The organism is Streptomyces sp. 8N706 (genome assembly GCF_052245415.1).
In the GTDB taxonomy this organism is placed as follows: Bacteria; Actinomycetota; Actinomycetes; order Streptomycetales; family Streptomycetaceae; genus Streptomyces.
The window spans coordinates 17,816-35,996 of sequence record NZ_JBQQBW010000033.1 but is presented as its reverse complement, the minus strand read 5'-3'; the positions used below and the strand labels follow the sequence as shown (position 1 = coordinate 35,996).

Annotated in this window: 21 protein-coding genes; 7 read left to right on the top strand and 14 right to left on the bottom strand. The window is 69.8% G+C overall.

Annotation, left to right across the window (positions count from 1 at the left end; translation table 11 throughout):
- Positions 1–10 precede the first annotated feature (10 nt).
- A complete protein-coding gene (gene fabG, locus ACTWQE_RS15035; protein WP_443329433.1) occupies positions 11–796 on the bottom strand; it encodes a 3-oxoacyl-ACP reductase FabG in 786 nt (261 codons plus the stop codon).
- A gap of 187 nt (positions 797–983) precedes the next feature.
- On the opposite strand from fabG, the gene ACTWQE_RS15030 reads away from it, so the two are divergent.
- The 3 genes from ACTWQE_RS15030 to ACTWQE_RS15020 all read left to right on the top strand — a co-directional run bounded on the left by ACTWQE_RS15030 (position 984) and on the right by ACTWQE_RS15020 (position 3,378).
- Entirely contained in the window at positions 984–1,436 is a 453-nt protein-coding gene (locus tag ACTWQE_RS15030; protein WP_443329432.1) for a nuclear transport factor 2 family protein, read from the top strand.
- Positions 1,437–1,537: 101 nt separating this feature from the next.
- Entirely contained in the window at positions 1,538–2,611 is a 1,074-nt protein-coding gene (locus tag ACTWQE_RS15025) for a serine hydrolase domain-containing protein (RefSeq protein ID WP_443329431.1), read from the top strand.
- Positions 2,612–2,622: 11 nt separating this feature from the next.
- Positions 2,623–3,378, top strand: coding sequence for an SDR family NAD(P)-dependent oxidoreductase (locus tag ACTWQE_RS15020; RefSeq protein WP_443329430.1), 756 nt, complete (start codon positions 2,623–2,625; stop codon positions 3,376–3,378).
- 128 nt (positions 3,379–3,506) lie between these two features.
- Here the strand turns inward: ACTWQE_RS15020 and ACTWQE_RS15015 are convergent, their stop codons facing one another.
- Positions 3,507–4,367 (bottom strand): class I SAM-dependent methyltransferase, encoded by an 861-nt coding sequence (locus ACTWQE_RS15015; protein WP_443329429.1) that lies wholly within the window; start codon positions 4,365–4,367, stop codon positions 3,507–3,509.
- Between the two features lie 207 nt (positions 4,368–4,574).
- On the opposite strand from ACTWQE_RS15015, the gene ACTWQE_RS15010 reads away from it, so the two are divergent.
- Genes ACTWQE_RS15010 through ACTWQE_RS15000 form a run of 3 tightly spaced genes read left to right on the top strand, consistent with a single transcriptional unit; the run spans position 4,575 to position 6,798 of the window.
- Positions 4,575–5,015, top strand: a complete 441-nt coding sequence (locus ACTWQE_RS15010) for a SnoaL/DnrD family polyketide biosynthesis methyl ester cyclase (protein ID WP_443329428.1) — start codon at positions 4,575–4,577, stop codon at positions 5,013–5,015.
- Positions 5,012–5,869 (top strand): SDR family oxidoreductase, encoded by an 858-nt coding sequence (locus ACTWQE_RS15005; RefSeq protein ID WP_443329427.1) that lies wholly within the window; start codon positions 5,012–5,014, stop codon positions 5,867–5,869. The genes ACTWQE_RS15010 and ACTWQE_RS15005 overlap by 4 nt, the downstream gene beginning before the upstream one ends.
- Positions 5,866–6,798 carry an NmrA/HSCARG family protein gene (locus ACTWQE_RS15000; RefSeq protein WP_443329426.1) on the top strand — a complete coding sequence of 311 codons (933 nt, stop codon included), beginning with the start codon at positions 5,866–5,868 and terminating at the stop codon, positions 6,796–6,798. Before ACTWQE_RS15005 ends, ACTWQE_RS15000 begins: the two co-directional genes overlap by 4 nt.
- Before the next feature lie 108 nt (positions 6,799–6,906).
- Here the strand turns inward: ACTWQE_RS15000 and ACTWQE_RS14995 are convergent, their stop codons facing one another.
- From ACTWQE_RS14995 to ACTWQE_RS14985, 3 genes are all read right to left on the bottom strand, one after another.
- A complete protein-coding gene (locus ACTWQE_RS14995) occupies positions 6,907–7,824 on the bottom strand; it encodes an MBL fold metallo-hydrolase (RefSeq protein ID WP_443329425.1) in 918 nt (305 codons plus the stop codon).
- Positions 7,821–9,149, bottom strand: coding sequence for an NAD(P)H-binding protein (locus tag ACTWQE_RS14990; protein ID WP_443329424.1), 1,329 nt, complete (start codon positions 9,147–9,149; stop codon positions 7,821–7,823). The genes ACTWQE_RS14995 and ACTWQE_RS14990 overlap by 4 nt, the downstream gene beginning before the upstream one ends.
- A gap of 124 nt (positions 9,150–9,273) precedes the next feature.
- Positions 9,274–10,044: a TetR/AcrR family transcriptional regulator gene (locus ACTWQE_RS14985; RefSeq protein ID WP_443329423.1), complete on the bottom strand. Its 771-nt coding sequence runs from the start codon at positions 10,042–10,044 to the stop codon at positions 9,274–9,276.
- 124 nt (positions 10,045–10,168) lie between these two features.
- On the opposite strand from ACTWQE_RS14985, the gene ACTWQE_RS14980 reads away from it, so the two are divergent.
- Entirely contained in the window at positions 10,169–10,792 is a 624-nt protein-coding gene (locus tag ACTWQE_RS14980) for a hypothetical protein (protein WP_443329422.1), read from the top strand.
- 60 nt (positions 10,793–10,852) lie between these two features.
- Here ACTWQE_RS14980 and ACTWQE_RS14975 read toward each other — a convergent pair whose 3' ends face one another.
- The 9 genes from ACTWQE_RS14975 to ACTWQE_RS14935 are packed head-to-tail and all read right to left on the bottom strand — an operon-like array spanning position 10,853 to position 18,165.
- Entirely contained in the window at positions 10,853–11,584 is a 732-nt protein-coding gene (locus ACTWQE_RS14975; protein ID WP_443329421.1) for an indole-3-glycerol-phosphate synthase, read from the bottom strand.
- The gene (locus ACTWQE_RS14970; protein ID WP_443329420.1) at positions 11,581–12,252 is read right to left on the bottom strand and encodes a phosphoribosylanthranilate isomerase; all 672 of its coding nucleotides are present in this window, start codon (positions 12,250–12,252) and stop codon (positions 11,581–11,583) included. The genes ACTWQE_RS14975 and ACTWQE_RS14970 overlap by 4 nt, the downstream gene beginning before the upstream one ends.
- Positions 12,252–12,947 (bottom strand): transglutaminase-like domain-containing protein, encoded by a 696-nt coding sequence (locus ACTWQE_RS14965; RefSeq protein WP_443329419.1) that lies wholly within the window; start codon positions 12,945–12,947, stop codon positions 12,252–12,254. Before ACTWQE_RS14965 ends, ACTWQE_RS14970 begins: the two co-directional genes overlap by 1 nt.
- Before the next feature lie 35 nt (positions 12,948–12,982).
- A complete protein-coding gene (locus tag ACTWQE_RS14960) occupies positions 12,983–14,122 on the bottom strand; it encodes an acyl-CoA dehydrogenase family protein (protein ID WP_443329418.1) in 1,140 nt (379 codons plus the stop codon).
- Complete coding sequence (locus tag ACTWQE_RS14955; RefSeq protein WP_443329417.1) at positions 14,122–14,496, bottom strand: ectoine synthase; 375 nt, start codon at positions 14,494–14,496, stop codon at positions 14,122–14,124. Before ACTWQE_RS14955 ends, ACTWQE_RS14960 begins: the two co-directional genes overlap by 1 nt.
- Positions 14,493–15,326 carry a tryptophan synthase subunit alpha gene (trpA, locus tag ACTWQE_RS14950; protein WP_443329416.1) on the bottom strand — a complete coding sequence of 278 codons (834 nt, stop codon included), beginning with the start codon at positions 15,324–15,326 and terminating at the stop codon, positions 14,493–14,495. Before trpA ends, ACTWQE_RS14955 begins: the two co-directional genes overlap by 4 nt.
- Entirely contained in the window at positions 15,319–16,350 is a 1,032-nt protein-coding gene (locus tag ACTWQE_RS14945) for an anthranilate phosphoribosyltransferase (protein WP_443329415.1), read from the bottom strand. Before ACTWQE_RS14945 ends, trpA begins: the two co-directional genes overlap by 8 nt.
- A gap of 5 nt (positions 16,351–16,355) precedes the next feature.
- A complete protein-coding gene (locus ACTWQE_RS14940) occupies positions 16,356–16,616 on the bottom strand; it encodes an acyl carrier protein (RefSeq protein ID WP_443329414.1) in 261 nt (86 codons plus the stop codon).
- Between the two features lies 1 nt (position 16,617).
- The gene (locus ACTWQE_RS14935; protein WP_443329413.1) at positions 16,618–18,165 is read right to left on the bottom strand and encodes an AMP-binding protein; all 1,548 of its coding nucleotides are present in this window, start codon (positions 18,163–18,165) and stop codon (positions 16,618–16,620) included.
- Between the last annotated feature and the right edge of the window lie 16 nt (positions 18,166–18,181).

Genomic DNA, 18,181 nt, shown 5'->3' with positions numbered 1-18,181 from the left:
TCTTTCCGGATCAGAAGTTTCCCAGGCCGCCACAGACGTTGAGCGCCTGAGCGGTGATGGCGGCGGCGTGCTCGGTGGTCAGGTAACCGACCAGGCCTGCCACCTCCTCGGGGGTGGCGTAGCGGCCGAGCGGGATCTTCGCCTCGAACTGTTCCTGGACGTGCTCCTCCGTGGTGCCCCAGGCCGAGGCGTACCCCTGGCGGACGCGCTCGGCCATCGGAGTCTCGACATAACCGGGGCAGACCGCGTTGACGGTGATGCCGGTCGGGGCCAGCTCCTTGCCGAGCGCCTTGGTGAAGCCGACGACGCCGTGCTTGGAGGCGGAGTAGGGAGCCCCCAGCAGAACGCCCTGCTTGCCGGCGGTCGAGGCGATGTTGATGATCCGGCCGTACGCGGCGCCGGTCAGCCCGCCGTTGCTGAGTACCTCGCGCGTCAGCAGGAAGACACTGTTGAGGTTGGTGTCGATGACGTCGTACCAGAGTTCATCGGTGATACCGGCCGTGGGACCGCCGCCGCTGCGCCCCGCGTTGTTCACCAGGATGCTCACCGGGCCGAAGGCGTCGAGCACAGCACGGACCAGGGCGGCCACGGACTCCCGGGAGCGCACGTCGGCCTCCGTGCCTGCCACGTCCAGGCCTTCCGCACGGAGTTCCTCGACGGTGTTCTTGACCTTCTGCTCGGTGCGCGCGCACAGAAAGACCCGGTGTCCGCGCCGGCCCAGGTCACGGGCCACGGCGAGGCCGATGCCACTCGTGCCCCCCGTGACCAGCGCCACCGGCTTTGTCATGGTCGTCATCGGTTTACCTCCGAAGCGTCAACTGTGGGTCCGACCGTGTCCCGACCCGCTCGAAGGCCGGATGAACGCCGCTCGAGAAGCGGGGCGGCGCTCGGCAGTGGTGGCTGACCTGAGGACTTGAGGAGTCTTCGAAGGCCGCTCGACCTGGGTCCCGGAGGGTGGCAGGACCGACAGAACGGAGTCCTTCATGACCATCCAGTCCGGTATCCAGCCGCAGGCGGCCACCGCGTTCGGCGCTCTGTACGCAGAAGTGCAGCAGTTCTACGCCCACCAGATGCAACTGCTGGACCGCGGCGAGTGCGAGCGGTGGGCGGCCACCTTCACCGAAGATGCCTCCTTCGCCGTGCCGACACTGCCCGATCCGGTGGTCGGGCGCGCGGGCCTGGTCGCGGCCACCAGCCGCAGCACGGTCCAGCTGGCCGAGGCCGGGCAGCGGCACAGGCACTTCATCGGCATGTTCGACGTCGTGGAGCGCCCGGACGGCGCGCTGGACGTCCGCTCGTACGCGATCGTGTACGCCTCGCAGACGGGCGGGGAATCGCGGGTGCACCGGGTCTGCGTCTGTGAGGACGTGCTGGTGCGTGTGGACGGCGCACTCCAGGTCTCCACCCGCAGGGTCAGCCGCGACGACCTCGCCTGAGCGCGGCTCAAGCGGAGCCCGTGCGCCTCTCCATCGCGGGCGGCCAGTCTCTCCCCGTACGGAAACGCACCAACCACCACATGACAGTGAGGTTTACCGACATGGCTCGGACGACAGATGCTCGGTCGGCGGCCACGGCCCATGAGGAGGCCGTACAGCGCGCAGCCGACAGACTCATCGAGACGGGAGCCGCGGGCGTACAGTTCCGGGTGACCCGGGGGGACCACTCGTTCGTCGTCACCTCCGGCGCCGCCGAGCTGGGCACGGACCGACCGGTCCCCGAGAACGGACGGTTCCGGATCTCCTGCATCACCAAGCCGTTCGTCTCCGTGGTGGTGCTGCAGCTGGTCGCCGAGGGAAAGATCGAGCTGGACCGCACCGTGGAGAGCTATCTCCCGGGGCTGCTGCCGTACGGTGAGAAGATCACCATACGCAATCTGCTGCAGCACACCAGCGGTCTCTACAACTACGCCGATTCCTTCCAGAAGCCCGGCGACCGCTTCCTGCGCGACCGCTACAAGCACTACGAGCCGGAGGACCTGGTCGCCATCGCGGCCGCGAAGCCGCTGGAGTTCGAACCGGGCACCGAGTTCGCCTACTGCAACACCAACTACTTCATCATCGGGCTGCTCATCCGCAAGGTGACCGGCCGCTCGCACCGCGAGGAGATCCGCGAGCGCGTCCTGGAGCCGGCCGGCCTGAACGAGACCGTACTGCCGGGCGACGACCCGGAGATCCCCGAGCCGCATGCCCACGGCTACATGCAGATCGACGGCCGTGCTGAGGACGTCACGCTGATGAACCCCTCGGAGGCCGGTTGCGCCGGCGAGATCATCTCGACCACGGCCGACCTGGACCGCTTCTTCGTGGCGCTGTTCAGCGGAAAGCTGCTCGGTGAAGCGGAGTTCAAGGAGATGACCACCCCGCTGCCCGGCGAGATGATCAGGGATCTGCCGATGGGTATCGGCTACGGTCTGGGGCTGATGAAGTTGCAGAACGACAAGGATCTGGACCTGTGGGGGCACGGCGCGGGCATTCCCGGCTATGCCACCTTCGCGGCCACCACACCCGACCTGGACATTCGGGTGCAGCTTTCGATCACACTGGACAAGGACTTCACCAAGGAAGCTGAACAGGCCGTCATCCGGGGCGTCAACACCGCCGTCTGCTTCTGAGGGCCGGCGCCATGCCGGAGTTGGCGCAAAAGGCGGTCGTCGTCACGGGCGGCGGCAGTGGGATCGGCCGTGCTACGGCGCAGGCGTTCCATGACGACGGAGCGCATGTACTGATAGTCGGTCGCTCGGAAAAATCCCTCAGAGAAACCGCCGAGGGATACGACAGAATACGTTTCCTGGCCGCTGATGTGGGCGATCCCGCCGCGCCGGAGGAGATCGTCTCCTTCGCGCTGCGGGAATTCGGCCGGATCGACGTACTGGTCAACAATGCGGCCGTCACCGGGTTCGCTCCGCTGGACGGTCTCGACCGGGCAGCTGTCCATGGCCAGCTGGGCACGAATCTGATCGCCCCACTCTTCCTGACCCAGCGCGCCCTGGACGCGTTGGAGGCCACGCAGGGCACGGTGGTGAACGTCGGCTCGGCGGGTTCGCTCGGCCTCCGGGCCTGGCCGGAGAATTCCGTGTACGGAATGGCCAAGGCCGCCCTGGACTTCCTCACGCGCACCTGGGCGGTGGAGCTGGCACCACGCGGCATCCGCTCGGTGGGCATCGCCCCCGGTGTGGTGGACACCGGCGTCGGGGTGCGGGCGGGGATGCCGGCGGAGGCGTACGACGCGTTCTTGGCGCAGATGGCACAACGGATACCGGCCGGCCGGGTCGGCCGCCCGGAGGACATCGCCTGGTGGACGGTGCAGCTGACGCGCCCGGAGGCGGGCTACGCCAACGGCATGGTGCTGGCGGTGGACGGCGCGCTCTCGGTGACCTGAGACGGCACCGGATAACGGAGAAAGGCCGGACGCTCGGCTGGGTTTCCCAGCCGAGCGTCCGGCGTGAGCGGCCGTTGCGCCACCAGGGGCCCGCCCGCTGCCCCCTCACCAGTACGGGGGCTGCCGCGTCAGCGACCCACGTCGGCGGTGACGTACCGCACCGGTACCTCGATGAGCACCGGACCGTCGCCGTCGCGCAGCGCGTCGAGCGCGCCGATGAGGCGGGCGCGCAGCGCCAGGGCGTCGTTTTCCGGCAGATGCTGCCACAGCAGTCGCATGCCCTGGGTGTGCGACCAGTCGACCCATGCCGCACCGGACACGGCGGTCATCAGTACCGGCTCGTCGACGATCTCCACGCCGGTGAACCCGGCCTTCAGCAGCGCGGCTTCGAGGTCGGCGGGGTCCTCCAGCCAGGAGTGCAGCTGCCGGTGCAATTGCTCCGGATGCCACGACTCGGGCAGGTGACGTAGCAGGGACAGCGGAATCAGCTCGGTGAACAGCGGCGGCAGGAACGGGAAGGTGTCGCGGCTGAAGACCGGGCTGGTGAAGCCGATCCGGCCGCCCTCGCCCAGCAGACCGGCATAGCGGGCGAGGGCGGCCCGCGCGTCCGGCAGGAAGATCACGCTGTAACTGCCGAGCACCAGGTCGAAGGAGTGGGCGGGCAGGTCCGGGTGCTCACCGTCCATCACCCGCAGCTCGACATTGGTGGCACCCTGGCGAGCAGCCTCGCGGCCCGCCTCGTCGATCATCGCGGGCGCGATGTCGATGCCCAGGGCGTGGCCCGTCGGGCCGATCAGCTCGGCAGCGGGCAACAGGGTCGCACCGAGACCGCAGCCGATGTCGAGCACCCGTTCCCCCGGACGCGGTGCGGTCCGCTCCACGAGCCGGCGGCCCATGGGGGTGAAAAATTCCACGCCCAATCGGTCATAGGTCGCAGCGGCCCCGTTGAAGGCGTCCGTGACTTTGGTTTTGTAGGCAGCGCTATCCACGTTCAACTCCGATGCCGGATGGCGGACACGTACATACAGCTATGGTCAGGTACGCAGCACGGGTGTCGGCAGTAAATACTTCAAGAGGAACTCGGCGATCGCTTGAATTCTCTTTGCAGTGAACCTGAACGGGGATTTTTCCACTTGTCCGCTGTCGCGCAGTGCCGCAGGATGGCGCGGTAACCGGCAGCATATGGAGGGAAGGCGATGAGCCGTCAGATACTCGCGGTCCGACGCATGATAAAGGCATACAATACCGGGGTCACCGATGATGTCGGCGAGTACATTCACTCGGATTACCTGAATCCGGCATCGATGGAGCACATGGATCTACGCGGCCCGTCTTCGTTCGCGATGGCCGTCAAATGGCTGCGCATGACGTTCTCCGACGAGGCGCGTCTCGAAGAGGTGCAGATCGAGGAGCGCGGCGACTGGGTCCGTGCCTATCTCGTGCTGTATGGGCGGCACGTCGGCGAGCTCGTCGGCATGGCCCCGACCGGACGCGTCTTCTCCGGCGAGCAGATCCACCTCCTCCGGTTCGTCGACGGCAAGATCCGCGACCATCGCGACTGGCCCGACTACCAGGGCACCTACCGCCAGCTCGGTTCGCCGTGGCCCGAGCCCCAGGGTTGGAGGTCCGACCGATGATCCTGGTCACCGGAGCCACCGGCAAGGTCGGCCGCGAAGCCGTCCGGCAGCTCATCGGCCTCGGGTGCGCGGTGCGGGCGTTGAGCCGCAGCCCCGCGGAGGCCGACCTGCCGGAGGGCGTCGACGTGGTCGCGGGCAGCCCCGCCGACACCGCTTCGCTGGAGGTGGCATTCAAGGACGTGTCCGCGGCGCTGATCGTGCTCTCCGGTGATGTGGCGCGCGAGGCCGCCAACATCACGGCCGCCGCGCGCAAGGCACGCCTCAGCCGGATCGTGCTGCTCTCGTCGGGGAGCGTCCAGCACCCGGTACCGCACGGCATCGCGGACGAGCACCGGACCGCAGAGGAGGCGATTCGCCGGTCCGGCGCGGCCTGGACCTTCCTGCGCCCGGGCCCGTTCCACGCGAACACCTCCTGGTGGATCAGTAGCATTCGCGAGAACAGCTCCGTGCGCTGCTGGATCGGCAACACCCCGGGGGCGCCCATCGACGAGTGCGACATCGCTTCGGTGGCCGTCTCGGCGCTCACCCAGAACGGCCACGAGGGCCGGTCGTACCTGCTCACCGGCCCGGAAACGCTCACTTCACAGGAGCAGGCGCGGATTCTCGGTGAGGTCCTCGGCCGGGAACTGGACTTCTCGGTCGCGCCGGCCGAGGAAGTCGTCAGGATCTTCACCGGCATCACCGGCGACCGTGCGACCGCGGTGACCAATGTCGCCGCGCTGCGCAGCCCCGAGGTCCCGTGGGCGAAGCCCACGACTGCGGTGCGTGACCTCACCGGCCGGGAGCCGCGCTCGTACCGCGAGTGGGCGGAGGCCAACGCGGCGCTGTTCACCGGCGAAGGGAAGAGCACATGACCGGTGGGAGGGAGACGGGCGGTGCGCTCCTCGTGACGGGGGCGACCGGTCTGCAGGGCGGCGCCGTGGCGCGCGAACTGGTCCGGCGGGGTCGCGACACGGCAGCTCTGGTGCGGGATCCGCACTCGGCCGCGGCCCGGCGACTGGCGGAGCTCGGGGTGACCCTGGTCCGTGGTGACCTCGACGACGAGTCGTCGCTGCGCGCGGCGATGGACGGCATGCACGGCGTCTTCTCGGTGCAGAACTTCATGACGCCTGCGGGGCTCGGGGGCGAGGTCCGTCAGGGGCGTGCGGTGGCCCGGGCGGCCCTGGACACCGGCGTGGCGCACGTGGTCTACAGCTCGGTCGGTGGCGCCGAACGGCACAGCGGCGTACCCCACTTCGACTCCAAGCGCAGCATCGAGCGGTACCTCCGGCGTCTCGGTGTGCCGACGACCGTGTTGCGCCCGTCGTTCTTCATGGACAACTTCGCCACCCACGGCCCGCTGGCGGTCGACAACACCTTGGTGGTGCAGCTGGCGTTGAAACCGGACACCCGGGTACAGCTCATCGCCGTGGACGACATCGGCTTCTTCGCCGCGCAGGCCTTCGACCACCCGGCGAAGTACGTGGGCCGGGCAGTGGAGCTCGCGGGCGACGAGCTGACGGCGGCCGAGCTGGCACAGGCCTTCTCGGAGCGTACCGGCCTGCCAGCCCGTTTCGAAGAGCTGCCACTGGATACGGTCGCCGGCAACCCCTACATTCCCCACGCCCCGGAGATCTCGCTGATGTTCGAGTGGTTCCAGGAGTACGGCTACCGTGCGGACATCCCCGCACTGCGTGCCGAACACCCGGGTCTGCAGAGTTTCGCGGCGTATCTCGAGGGCATCGAGACCGAGCATCACCCGGTGGGGCCGGCTCCGGCCTGGTGCCCGGCGTCGAGACAGTAGGAACGCGCCGGGACCCGTGGGGGCCCGGTCGGGAAACGCCTCGCCCGTGCAGATCGACCTGCACGGGCGAGGCGTTTCCCGACGGGATGCGTTTCTCCGTATGCACCCTCAGGCCTGGCAGGCGGGCAGGCCGCCGTGGAATGCGGCCATCTCCTTGAAGAGCGCGCCGACATCGAGGGGGGCGCCCGGGGCCGCACCGCGTAGTTCCGCGTAGCTGCGGTGCAGGTTGGGCACCAGCCGCTCGACGTCGAGCAGTTCTGAGTATGGCCCCGGGGCGGCCTCGTGGGCGAGTTGGAGCGGGGTCAGGTCCGCGGCGAGGCCCTGCCGGGCCGTCTCCTGGAGCCACCGGAAGTACGCGGCGTTGTCCTCGATCAACTCGGGCCCGCCGACCGCGCCATGGCCGGGCACGACCGTCTCGGCGCCGAAGGCGCGCAGCCGCTCCATGGCCAACAGAGATCCGGAGACCGACCCCATCAGGCAGAACGGCGTGACGCCGGACATGACGAGGTCGCCGGTGAACAGAACGCGTTGTTCGGGCAGCCAGACGACGGTGTCGTTGGTGGTGTGGGCGGGGCCGATGTGCATCAGCTCCGCGCGCACACCACCGATGTGCAGGGTCATGGATTCCCGGTATGTGAAGTGAGGGAGCGTCAGTTCGATGTCGCCCCAACACACATCGGGCCACAGGCCGGTCAGGTGCAGGCCCGCCGCCGACATCTCGACGCGAGTGCGCTCGTGCGCAACGACCAGCGCCTCGGGGAACAGGGAGTTGCCGAAGGTGTGGTCACCGTGGAAGTGCGTGTTCACCACGACGCACGGCGGGAGCGGGGACCGGCGCAGCACCTCGTCACGGAGCAGCCGCGCGCGGCGCTCCGTGGCGGCGGTGTCCACCAGCAGGCTCCGGGAGTCGTCGCCGACGACGAGGCCCGCGTTGTTGAGGCACCAGCTGCCGTCGGGCTGGACGTACGCGTACACCCCGTCGGCGACCTCGGTGACGTGCGGTGCAGTCCGGGCTGTCGTGGTCACAGCACGTCCGCCGGGACGAGGTCCAGCTTCTTCAGCATCGGCAGGTAGTTGAAGACGTCGTAGTGCTCGATGACCTGGCCGGCGTCGTTGAAACGCAGCTCCTCCAGCATGTACCAGGTCACCTTGCGTCCGGTCGGGGCCTTCCCGAGGAACTCGCCCTGCTGGCTCGCCGTAACGGTGATGCGCAGGATGACGCGGTCCCCCTCTGCAACGATGCTCTTGACCTCCATCTGGAGGTCGGGGAAGGCCGCCAGGCCGGCCTCCATCGCGCTGACCATGGCTTCCGAGGGAACCGGACGGTCTTCGGAGAAGTGCTGGATGTCCGCAGCCCAGTGCTTGGTGATGCCGTGGAGCTCCCCGCGGTTCCAGGCGGCGGCCATGGACAGGGCGAGCTCCTTGTTGCGCTCTTGGACGGACTGCTCGGACAGGGTGCCGGGCATGGTTTCCTTCCTTTCCGCATGACGAATTCCGGACGGCCCCTCGTGCTGCGCGGCGAAGTCGCCGGCGTGGTCGGCCGCCCACCGGGCGAAGGTCCTGGCCGGGCGTCCGGTGATCCGCTCCACGGTGTCCACCGGGGCGGGTGGACGGGCGACGGCCTCAGCGAGGTAGTCGAGCACCATCTCCACGACCGGCTGCGGCATGGCCCGTCCCATCGACGCCCTGGCCTGGTCCGGCGTGATCTCCTCGAAGAGGATCGAGCGTCCGGTGGTCTCGGCGATCACCCGTACCTGTTCGGCCTGGGAGAGCGCCTCGGGTCCGGTGAGGAGGTAGGCCTGTCCCGCGTGCCCGTCCTGGAGCAGCGCGGCCACGGCCACGGCTGCGACGTCCGCCTCGTGGATCAGGACGCGCCGGGCGTTGCCGTAGGGGGCACGGACGACGCCCTCGGTGCGGATGGAGTGGCCCCACTTCCACAGCACATTCGCTGCGAACTCGTCGGGGCGCACGAAGGTCCACTCGACGCCGGACTTCTCCACGGCGCGTTCCACGGTGCGATGGTGCTCACCGCTGTAGTTGTCCCCCGAGGTGTCGAGCACGGAAGACGAAGAGAGCACGACGACACGACGCACGCCGGCCTCCTCGGCGACGGCGACGACCTCGCGGGCGGTCTCCGGGACCGGGAAGAGGAAGAGGCGTTCCACCCCGTGCAGCGCGGCGTGCAGGGTGCCGGGCTGCTCCAGGTCGCCTTCGAACACCTCGACCCTGTCCGGCAGCGCGGCGGTGGCCGGGTTGCGGGTGAGCGCACGTACCCGTACGCCCGCGGAGAGGAGCTGGTCGACCACATGTCGACCAACGGTTCCTGTCGCTCCTGTCACCAGAACTGTCACGCCTACTCCACTCATCGGTCTCAGCCCGGACCGCCGCATCGGCCGGGTCTGCCACCAGACTCGTGAACCGGTCTGGAGGGCTCCCTGAGATTCGGTGGAGGATCCGCCCGGCGGGGCGGCCCGGTCACACGGAGCGGTGGGCGATGTACTGCTCGATGCCGTCGAGGACCCGCTGGAGCCCGAACTCGAAGCCGCCGTCGGGCCCGAGTCCCTCACCGGGTTCCTCGAAGACGCCCGCCATCCAGACCCTGGTGAGGTGGGGGAACCGGGTGACGGAGATCATCCGTTCCAGCAGTGGGCCGCTCTGCTCGTACCACTCGTCATAGCTCAGGCCGGCGCGCCGTTCGTCGTGCTCGGCGTCCGCCGACTGGTGCACTGCGCCGCGCACATAGCCGTTGACCAGGTGGACGACCCCGAGCATCTCCCGCTCGGTCAGGCCGGCCCCCGAGATCGCGCCGAGTACGCCGTCCCACACAGCGGTCTCGTTGGGGCCCATGAGCATCCGTGCGGAGGCCAGCGGCGGCACCCACGGGTGGCGCCGGGCAATGTCCCTGCCACCCCTGGCGTACTGCTCCAGGGCTGCGCGCCAGTCGCCAGCGCCCTCCAGTGACGGAGATGCGGCGAGAACCTCGTCGAGCATGCAGTTCACCAGCTCGGCGCGGCCCGGCACGTACGTGTAGAGCGACATGACGGAGACCTCGAGCGGCTCGGCGACTTTGCGCATCGACAGAGAGGCGAGGCCCTCGGCGTCGGCGAGAGCGATCGCTGTTTGCACGATGCGGTCGACGGTCAGTGCCTGGCGGGGGCCGCGGGCGGGCCGAGCGGGCTGGTTCCCCTGTCGCCACAGCAGGGCGAGGGTGCGCGCCGGGTCCATACGGCCATTGTCTTTCGCCATGAGAGTTCCCTGAGCTCCTTCCCGAGAGCTAACACTGTACGCTGTACTGAGTTACGCCGTACACTGTAAATAGTTTTGCGCCGCATCGGTCCGGCACCGAACCAGCAGAAAGCGAGGCGTCGCATTGTCCGCTCCCGCCGCCCATCACCGCGCGCCGGCACCCGCAGCCGGGGCCACCACGAAGGCCGCCGACGCGGTCATGCCCCGGCAGCGTTCCGCCAAGAAGTTCGAACTGAGCCGCAGGATGCGGAAGTTGGTACTGGCCATCCATGTCGTCACCTCGGTCGGTTGGGTCGGGCTCTCGCTCTCCATGGCCGTCCTGGCGGTCATGGGGTTCTCGACCGACGACGCCGCGATCGCCAAGGGCGTCTACTACGCGATGTACGTGTTCGACGACACCAGCGTCACGGTCTTCAGCCTCGCCGCCGCGATCACCGGGATCCTGCTCTCCTGCGGCACCAAGTGGGGCCTGCTGCTGCACTGGTGGATCGTCGTCAAATGGGTGATCACTCTCTTCATGACGATCTTCGCGTGGTTCGTCATCCACCCGATGGTCACGATCGCCACCGAGAGGACGGCCACCGCGGGCGGAGCCCCGCCCAACCCCGGGCCGGTCGTCGACTTCCTGCTGTGGAGCGTCCCCGCGCTGTTCGTGCTCCTCACCGTCGCCGCGGTGGTCTCCGTCTACAAGCCGTGGGGACGCACCGCGCGCGGGCACCGCATCCAGACCGGCGCCAGGCGCCGCTGAGAGCCTGTGCCCACGCACCGCACGGGCGGGTGCCGGTCGACCGCACCGCCCGTGTGGAGGTCATCGGCGTGTCGGCGGTTCCCGGCCAGGTGGACCGGCCGGGGTGCCACGCGCGGCGTCGAATGCGGCGCACCAGTCGTCCACGCTCGCCGCCCGCAACAAGCCCGTGCCGATGAGCAGTCCGGTGAACCCCGCGGCCAGCAGCCCGGCCGCGGTGTCCGGGGCGGCGATGCCGCTCGCGCTGACCGGGTACCGGGTGCCGCAGCGCCGCACGGCGGGCAGCAGCGCTGCACCGCGGCCCGGGTCACCCGGTAGCCGCTCGCGGGTGGTGATGTCCTTGTTGTTGACCGCGACCACGCTCTCGGGCCCCCGCTCCACAGCTGCCACGTCCGCCTCGTCGGCGACCTCCACAAAGGGGGTCAGGCCGAGCTCCAGAGCATGGTCGGTCAGCCGGGTGAGCACCTGCCCGGGCAGTACCTTCGCGGTCAGCAGCACGGCGGAGGCTCCCAGCTCGCGGGTGCGCTCCAGCTGGCGTCTGCTGGTGATGAAGTCCTTCCGCAGCAAGGGCAGCCCGGTACACGAAGCGACTTCCCTCAGCAGGTCTTCCGTGCCGCCGAACCAGCGTCCGGTGACCACCGAGAGGCACGGCGCTCCCGCGGCCTCGAAGCGCTCGACGGTTTCGGCCACCCCACGGGCGCCCATCAGCTCCCGGCCATCGGCGTCCTGCCGCTTGACCTCCATGATCAGTGGCCGGGCGGCCCCGGCCAGGGCCTCGGTGAAGCGTGCGGTCATACGGCCCTCCAGGCATGGTTGACGGCGGACGCGCGGCCGGTCCGCAGCAGTCCGTCGCTGCCGCGGGCCGCCGAGTCGACGTCGATACCGAGGAAGCGGGGGTGCGCCCGCGCGCCCGTGAAGTCCGCCCTGTTGCCGGCGTGCAGGCCGCCCGCCAGCAGGAAGGGCAGACCGGTCCGGTCGGCGAGCCCGGTCACGGCCGCGTCGTCCAGGGGCTGTGCCGTACTGCCCAGCCGGCCGTCGGCCGTGACCGCGTCCCAAAGGAACCAGTCGGCGCCGGCCCGCTCGTACGCGCCGGCCAGTCGCTCCTCCACGCACGTACCACCCTGCTGTACGTGCAGGACTTTGATGATCTTGAGGTGCTCGGGTCCGGCCCGGCGGAGTGCGCGTACCACGCCCGGACTCTGGTAGCCGTGCAGCTGGACGTGCAGCACCCGGGCCGCCGTCACGGCCGCCAGCAGCGACGGGGCATCGGACGAGAAGGTGACCAGCACCGGTTGGAGCCGTCCGGTGCCCAGGGCGACCGCGGACAGGTCGGCGAGCTGCCCGATCGTCAGCTCGGAGCGGCCGCCCGGCACCCCGTACCACAGCCCGACGAGGTCTGCGCCGGCCGCGGTCATGTCCGTCACCTCGGCCACGGTGGTGGCGCCGCAGAACTTGACGAGCACTACGCGTCCGCCGGGTGCTGGGCATCCCGCACCAGTGAGCCCTCGGTGATTCCCGTGCCGTCCGCGCTCAGCAACCGGGGGTGAGCGGTGCGCAGGTCGGCGATCACCCGGTCGTACGGCAGGTCGTCGAACTCCCCGTGCAGGCACAGGAACTCCATGTTCCGGCGCCCCTTGAGGTCAAAGGGGTGGTGCATGCTGTCGGCCGTACCGTCGAACTCCAGCGGGGCCATCCCGTACAGCCGGCACAGTGTCTTGTTGAACACCGGCGTCGCCTTGACCCAGCGGCCGTCGAGCTGGACCGAGGTGAAGCAGTGCTGGTGGAAGACATCGCCTCCGAGCAGCCGCTTCAGCCGATCGGAGGCCAAGTGGTTGCGTACGTCGGCGAGGACCAGCCGCGCGGGGATGCCGAGCGACCGCAGTGCGGCTGCGTACAACACGGACTTGTGCAGACACATGCCCGAGCGGCTGCGCGCCACACTGCTCGCCCGCATCCCTTCAGGGGACAGGTCGGCGCCGTATACCTCGTAGTGGACGGAGTCGCGCACCGCGTAATAGAGCGCGACCGCCTGCTGGGTGGGGGTGGTGGCGCCGGCCGGGAGCACGGTGTCGACGAAGGCCCGGACCTCGGGCGAGCCGTGATCGAGGAAGGCGGTGGCGCGCAGGGTGCCGGTGTCGTTGCCGAGCTGGGTCGTCATGCTGGTGTGTCGCTTCCGGTTGTCGGTGACAGGGGTCAGAGACCGAGAAGGGCTGCGATGCGGTTGCGTTGGATCTCGGAAGTGCCCGAGTAGATCGTCGAGGCGACCGAGTTGCGCAGTTCCTTCTCGATACCGTATTCGGCCATGTAGCCGTTGCCGCCGAAGATCTGCACGGCGGCGAGGGCGGAGGCGACGTTCGCCTCGCTGGTGACGAGCTTGGCCATGGCGATGTCCCGGGTGACGTTGTGCCCGGCCGCCATCCGCTCGGCGGTGCCGTACAGCCAGTGCCGGGCCGTTTCCACCCCGAGCTCCATGTCCACGATCCTGTGGGAGACGGCCTGGTAGCCGCCGATCGGCCGGCCGAACTGGGAGCGGGTCCGGGCGTACTCGACGCAGCGGGTGACGCGGTCGCGCATTTCCCCCGCGTTGATGACGAAGGAGCAGAGGATCTCCCAACGCATCACATGGTCGAGTACCAGGAAGCCGCCGCCGGGCCGGCCCACGACCCGGGAGGCGGGGACCCGGCAGTCGTCGAGGTAGAGCTCGCTCAGCGGTGAGGTGCGCAGCCCCATCTTCGCGAGCGGTGCGCCGGCCTCCAGCCCGGGTGTGTCCCGCTCCACCAGGAACGCGGTCATGCTGAGCGGGCCGGGGCGGTCGCTGGTACGGGCGTAGATCGTGAAGAGGTCGGCGACCGGCCCGTTGCTGACGAACGCCTTGCTGCCGCGCAGCACGTAGTCGTCGCCGTCGCGCACCGCCCGGGTCCGCATCGCCAGTGCGTCGGAACCGCTGCCCGGCTCGCTGATGGCATGCGCTCCGATCAGCTCTCCCGAGCAGATCCCCGGCAGGTAGCGTTCCTTGAGCGCAGCGGAGCCGAAGCGGTGCAGCGGTACCCCGGTGCTGACGAGGTGCGTACAGGCGGAGAAGCTCAGCCCGGCGTCCCGACAGCCCTCACCGAGCGCCTCCAGGACGTACATCGTGGTCAGCAGCGACTGTCCGAGACCGCCCCACTTCTCGTCGAAGGGCAGGCCGAGGATTCCGGTTCCGGCGAGGGTCCGCCAGCCCTCGCGTGAGAAGAGGGCAGCGGCGTCCCGCTCGATGTGATCGGCATTCAGCTTCTCCAGCCAGGGCGCCAGGCCGTCGCGCAGCGCCTGCTGGTCGGCGGACCACTCGATCATCAGTAGTGGGAGTAGTCGGGCGAGTCGAGGTCGTGGCGCTCGTCGCCGCGCAAAGCGGGGGTGAACATGCACACCAGGCGCAGGTCCTCGTGCGGGGCGGCGACGAGCCAGTGGGCGTCGTGCCGGTCGAGCGAGTACAGCGTGCCGGGGGTGATCGGGTGGGAAGTGCCCGCTGCGTCGATCACCTCGCCGCTGCCCTCGATGCAGTAGCAACTCTCCAGGTGATTGCGGTACTCCAAGCGGGACTTGGTGCCTGCGCGGACGATGGTGTCGGTGACCGTGTAGCCGACTCCGTCGGCCGCGGTGAGAAATCTGCGGCTGAGGCCGTTTCCCCAGTCGACGCAGGTGACCTCTTCGAGCTTGCGGACGATCATGGGTGGATTCCCTTCTTCTGGAGAATGGTCGGCGCCGTGCCGGGGGCACGCAATTCCCGCAGGAAGGAGCGGAACTCCTCGACGGGGTCGTGACCCGCGGCACGGGCGTGTGCGAGGTGGGCCACCCCGGCGCTGCCGACCACGGCGGCATCGGCACCGAGCTCCTCCAGGAGCGTGATGTCGGCGCCCGTGGTGACCCCGAAGCCGACGGCGACGGGCACTGGCGTGGCAGAGCGCAGGGTGCTGATCGCCTCCGCGAGCCGCTCCCGGTCCAGGGCCGCGGTGGTCCCGCTGCGGCCGTAGTGGGCGACCAGGTAGAGATAGGCGGAGGCGTGCCGCGCCGCTTCGGCCATGGCATCGGGACCGGAGACGGCGTAGCAGGTCGTGACGAGCGGCAGTCCCGCCCGGTGGGCAGCCTCGTAGTGGGGCAGCCGCAACCGGGGCGGTACGCCGTGCAGGAGCAGACCGTCGCAGCCCGCATCGCGGACGGCCGCGGCGAAGTCGTCGGGAGCGAGGGTCCGGACGGTGCAGCTCCAGTCGGCGAGCAGCGCGATACGCAGGTTGCGCAGCCCGGGGCGTACGGCCGCGACGGCGTCCAGGACGGCACGCAGCGTCACCCCGTCGGCCAGCGCCCGGTCGGCGGACGCCCGGATGACCGGTCCGTCGGTGGCGGAGCCGGGGAAGGGCACGGCGAGTTCCAGGCAGTCGACGTCGTTCTCGTCGAGCATGGCGACGAGGTCGGGCAGTGCGGCCAGTGGCGGGTCGCCGGCGTTGAGGAACACCGCGAGCCCAGGCCGGCCGGGCCGGCGGGATGCGAAGAAGTCAGGCATGGCCGGTCGCCCCCGAGCGCAGCCGGCCGACGAGACCGAGAGCCCTGCCGTCGCGGAGCACCTCACGGGCGGCGTCCAGTGCGGCTCGCCAGTCGCCGGTGAGCCGGCCGGCCACAGCAAGTGCGGCGGCGTTCAGGCAGACGGCCTCCTCGGCCACGGGGGCGCCCTGCCCCGACAACACCTCGCAGAAGTACCCCGCGGGGTCGTCGCAGCGCGGGCGCAACTCCTCGAGGGAGCCCGGGCGCAGTCCGAGCGCGGCCGGATCGAGGCGGAACTCGCCGCTTCCGTCGCCCTCGTAGGTGCACACCCGGTTCGGTGCGAAGCCGAGGAGTTCGTCGACCCCCGCTTCGTTGGTGCACAGCCACACCGATCGGCCGGTGGTCCGGGCGGTGTGCTCGGCCGCCTGCCGCAGCCCGGCCTCCACTCGCGGGTCGGCGACACCGGTGACCTGCGCGGAGACGGGAATGCCGGCCAGGAAGGGACCGAGCGTATTGATGCAGCGGCCGAGCTTCCTGACATCGAGCGGCAGTACGCTGCGGGTGAGAAGCGCGAGTTCGGGCGGGTAGACGAAATATCCGGCCAGCGCGATGCCGAAGCGTTCCAGGGACGCGTGGGTGTCCTCGTAGGAAGAGGTCAGCGGGATTCCGAGCCGCTCCAGCAGGTCGACGGAGCCGAGACTGCCGGTGTACGCGCGCGAGCCGGTCTTGACCACCCGGACACCCATCGCGGCGGCGACCAACGCCGCCGCGGTGGAGATGTTGAAGGTGCGCGGGCCACCGCCGGTCCCGACGATGTTGACCGTGGCGTCGAAGTCGGACGGGACCGCAGGGCGCCGCTCGGCCAGCGAATCCAGCAGTCCGGTCAGGGTGGCGTGGTCGGGCATCCGGGTGGACAGCGAGGCGAGCAGGGCCACCGTCTCGCCCCGGCGCAGTGCACCCTCGTGGAGCCGGTCCCAGAACGACCGCCATACCGGCAGGTCCACGGGCCGGTCCTGTTCGATGAGCGCGGCTACGGCGTCATGCACGGCTGTCAGGTCTCCGTCCGGTGCCGAGACGCGTGCGTGAGGAACGCGTCGATGGCCGCAACCGACTTGAACGACTCCGGTGCGAGGTCGACGTCGTCGGTGTTGATGCCGTACCGGTCCTCGAGCCAGGCGATCACCTTGAGCAGGCCGAGACTGTCGATGACTCCGTGCTCCAGCAGGTCGAGCTCGGCGTCCAGCTCCCGCGCGGGCACGTCCGGCATGAACTCCTCGACCACGAACTCCTTGATGGTCTGGATCTGGTGCATGTCAGCTCTCCTTCGTGAAGTGGTCCCGTACGACACGTTCGCGGTCGGTCTTTCCGGTGGCGGTCCGGGGCAGCGGCTCGTCGGTGACCAACAGCGTCGAGGGCAGCGCGGCCCTGGCCAGCAGGGGTGCCAGATGCCCGCGGAGTGCCAGGCTGCGGAGGTCGGAGCCGGTGGTGCGCACCACCACGGCATGCAGCAGCCGGCCGGCCACCGGGTCGGGCAGCGCCAGGACTGCTGCCTCCGCGACGTCCGGATGTGCCAGCAGCCGCTGCTCGACCTCCTGGGGGTTGACCCGCACCCCGCGGACCTTGACCTGGAAATCGGTGCGTCCGACGAGGGTGAGCGCACCGTCAACGGAGCGGCGCACCAGATCTCCGCTGCGGAACCAACGCCGCCGGTCGGCCCCGGCCGGGTGCGGGACGAATGCGCCGGAGGCAGCCGCGGGGCCGAGGTAACCTTCGCTCTGGTAGGGGGTGGAGACGTACAGCTCACCGTTGCCGGGCCCGTCCAGCACGGCGCCGTCGCCGGTGACGAGGAGGGCTTCCACACCGGGCAGCGGGTGCCCGAGCGGCAGCGTGCTGCCGGGGGCCGGAACACCGGTCACCTCGTGCAGGAAGCTGTCGTTGGTCTCGGTGCAGCCGTAGACGTTGTACAGCCGGGCGCCGGGCAGCAGCCCCGGCAGTGTGGCCAGCAGGGGGGCGGGCATGCTGTCCCCGGTGAAGATGGCGTGCCGGACGGACGGAAGCGTGCGGCCCTCGTCACCGGCGGCGTCGGCCAGCAGTCGGTAGAACATCGGTACCGCCTGGATCACCTCAGGCCGTTGCCGGCGGATGAGGTCGAGGAGGTAACCGCCCTGAGTAGCGCGGTCCGGGTCGACGAGGACGACGCGGCCACCGTGCGCGAGTGTCGTCCAGACGTCCAGCAGGCACAGGTCGAAGTTGAGCGGCGCGTAGTTGAGCACGGTGGTACCGGGTCCGATATCGAACGCCTCGCCGGCCCAGACCGTGAAGCGGTCCAGGGCGGCCGTGCCCAGCGGCACGATCTTGGGAGTCCCGGTGGAGCCGGAGGTGGTGAGCAGCAACGCGGGCGCGTCGCGCCCTGCTCCACCGGGGATCGCCCCATCGGGACGTACCGAGTGCCGTTCGTCGTGCGGGCCACCGGCCGGGGCTTCGGTGAGCGCCGCGTCCGCGGGTCCTTCCCACGGGGTGAGGACGTGCCGTACCCGAGCCTGTTCGTACAGCCGGTCCAGGACTTCCCTGCCGAGTGTCGGCGAGGGCAGCAGCAGCGGCCGCCGCTCCAGAAAACAGGCCAGGATCAGTGCGATCGTCCGTGGCGAGGTGACCGCGGGGACGCCCACGGGCCCGCCGGGGGGTGTCCGGGCGACCCGGGTCCGCTCCAGCTCCACGCGCTGCAACAGCGCGCCGTAGCTGATCTCCTCGTCCCGCCACGCCAGGGCAGTCGCCTCCGGGGCGCGCCGGGCGTGGTCCAGGATGCCGTCGACAAGTGCATGCTGCCGTGCCGTGACGGTGGTGCTGCCGGCGTTGTTCACGGGCGCTCCTTCCGCT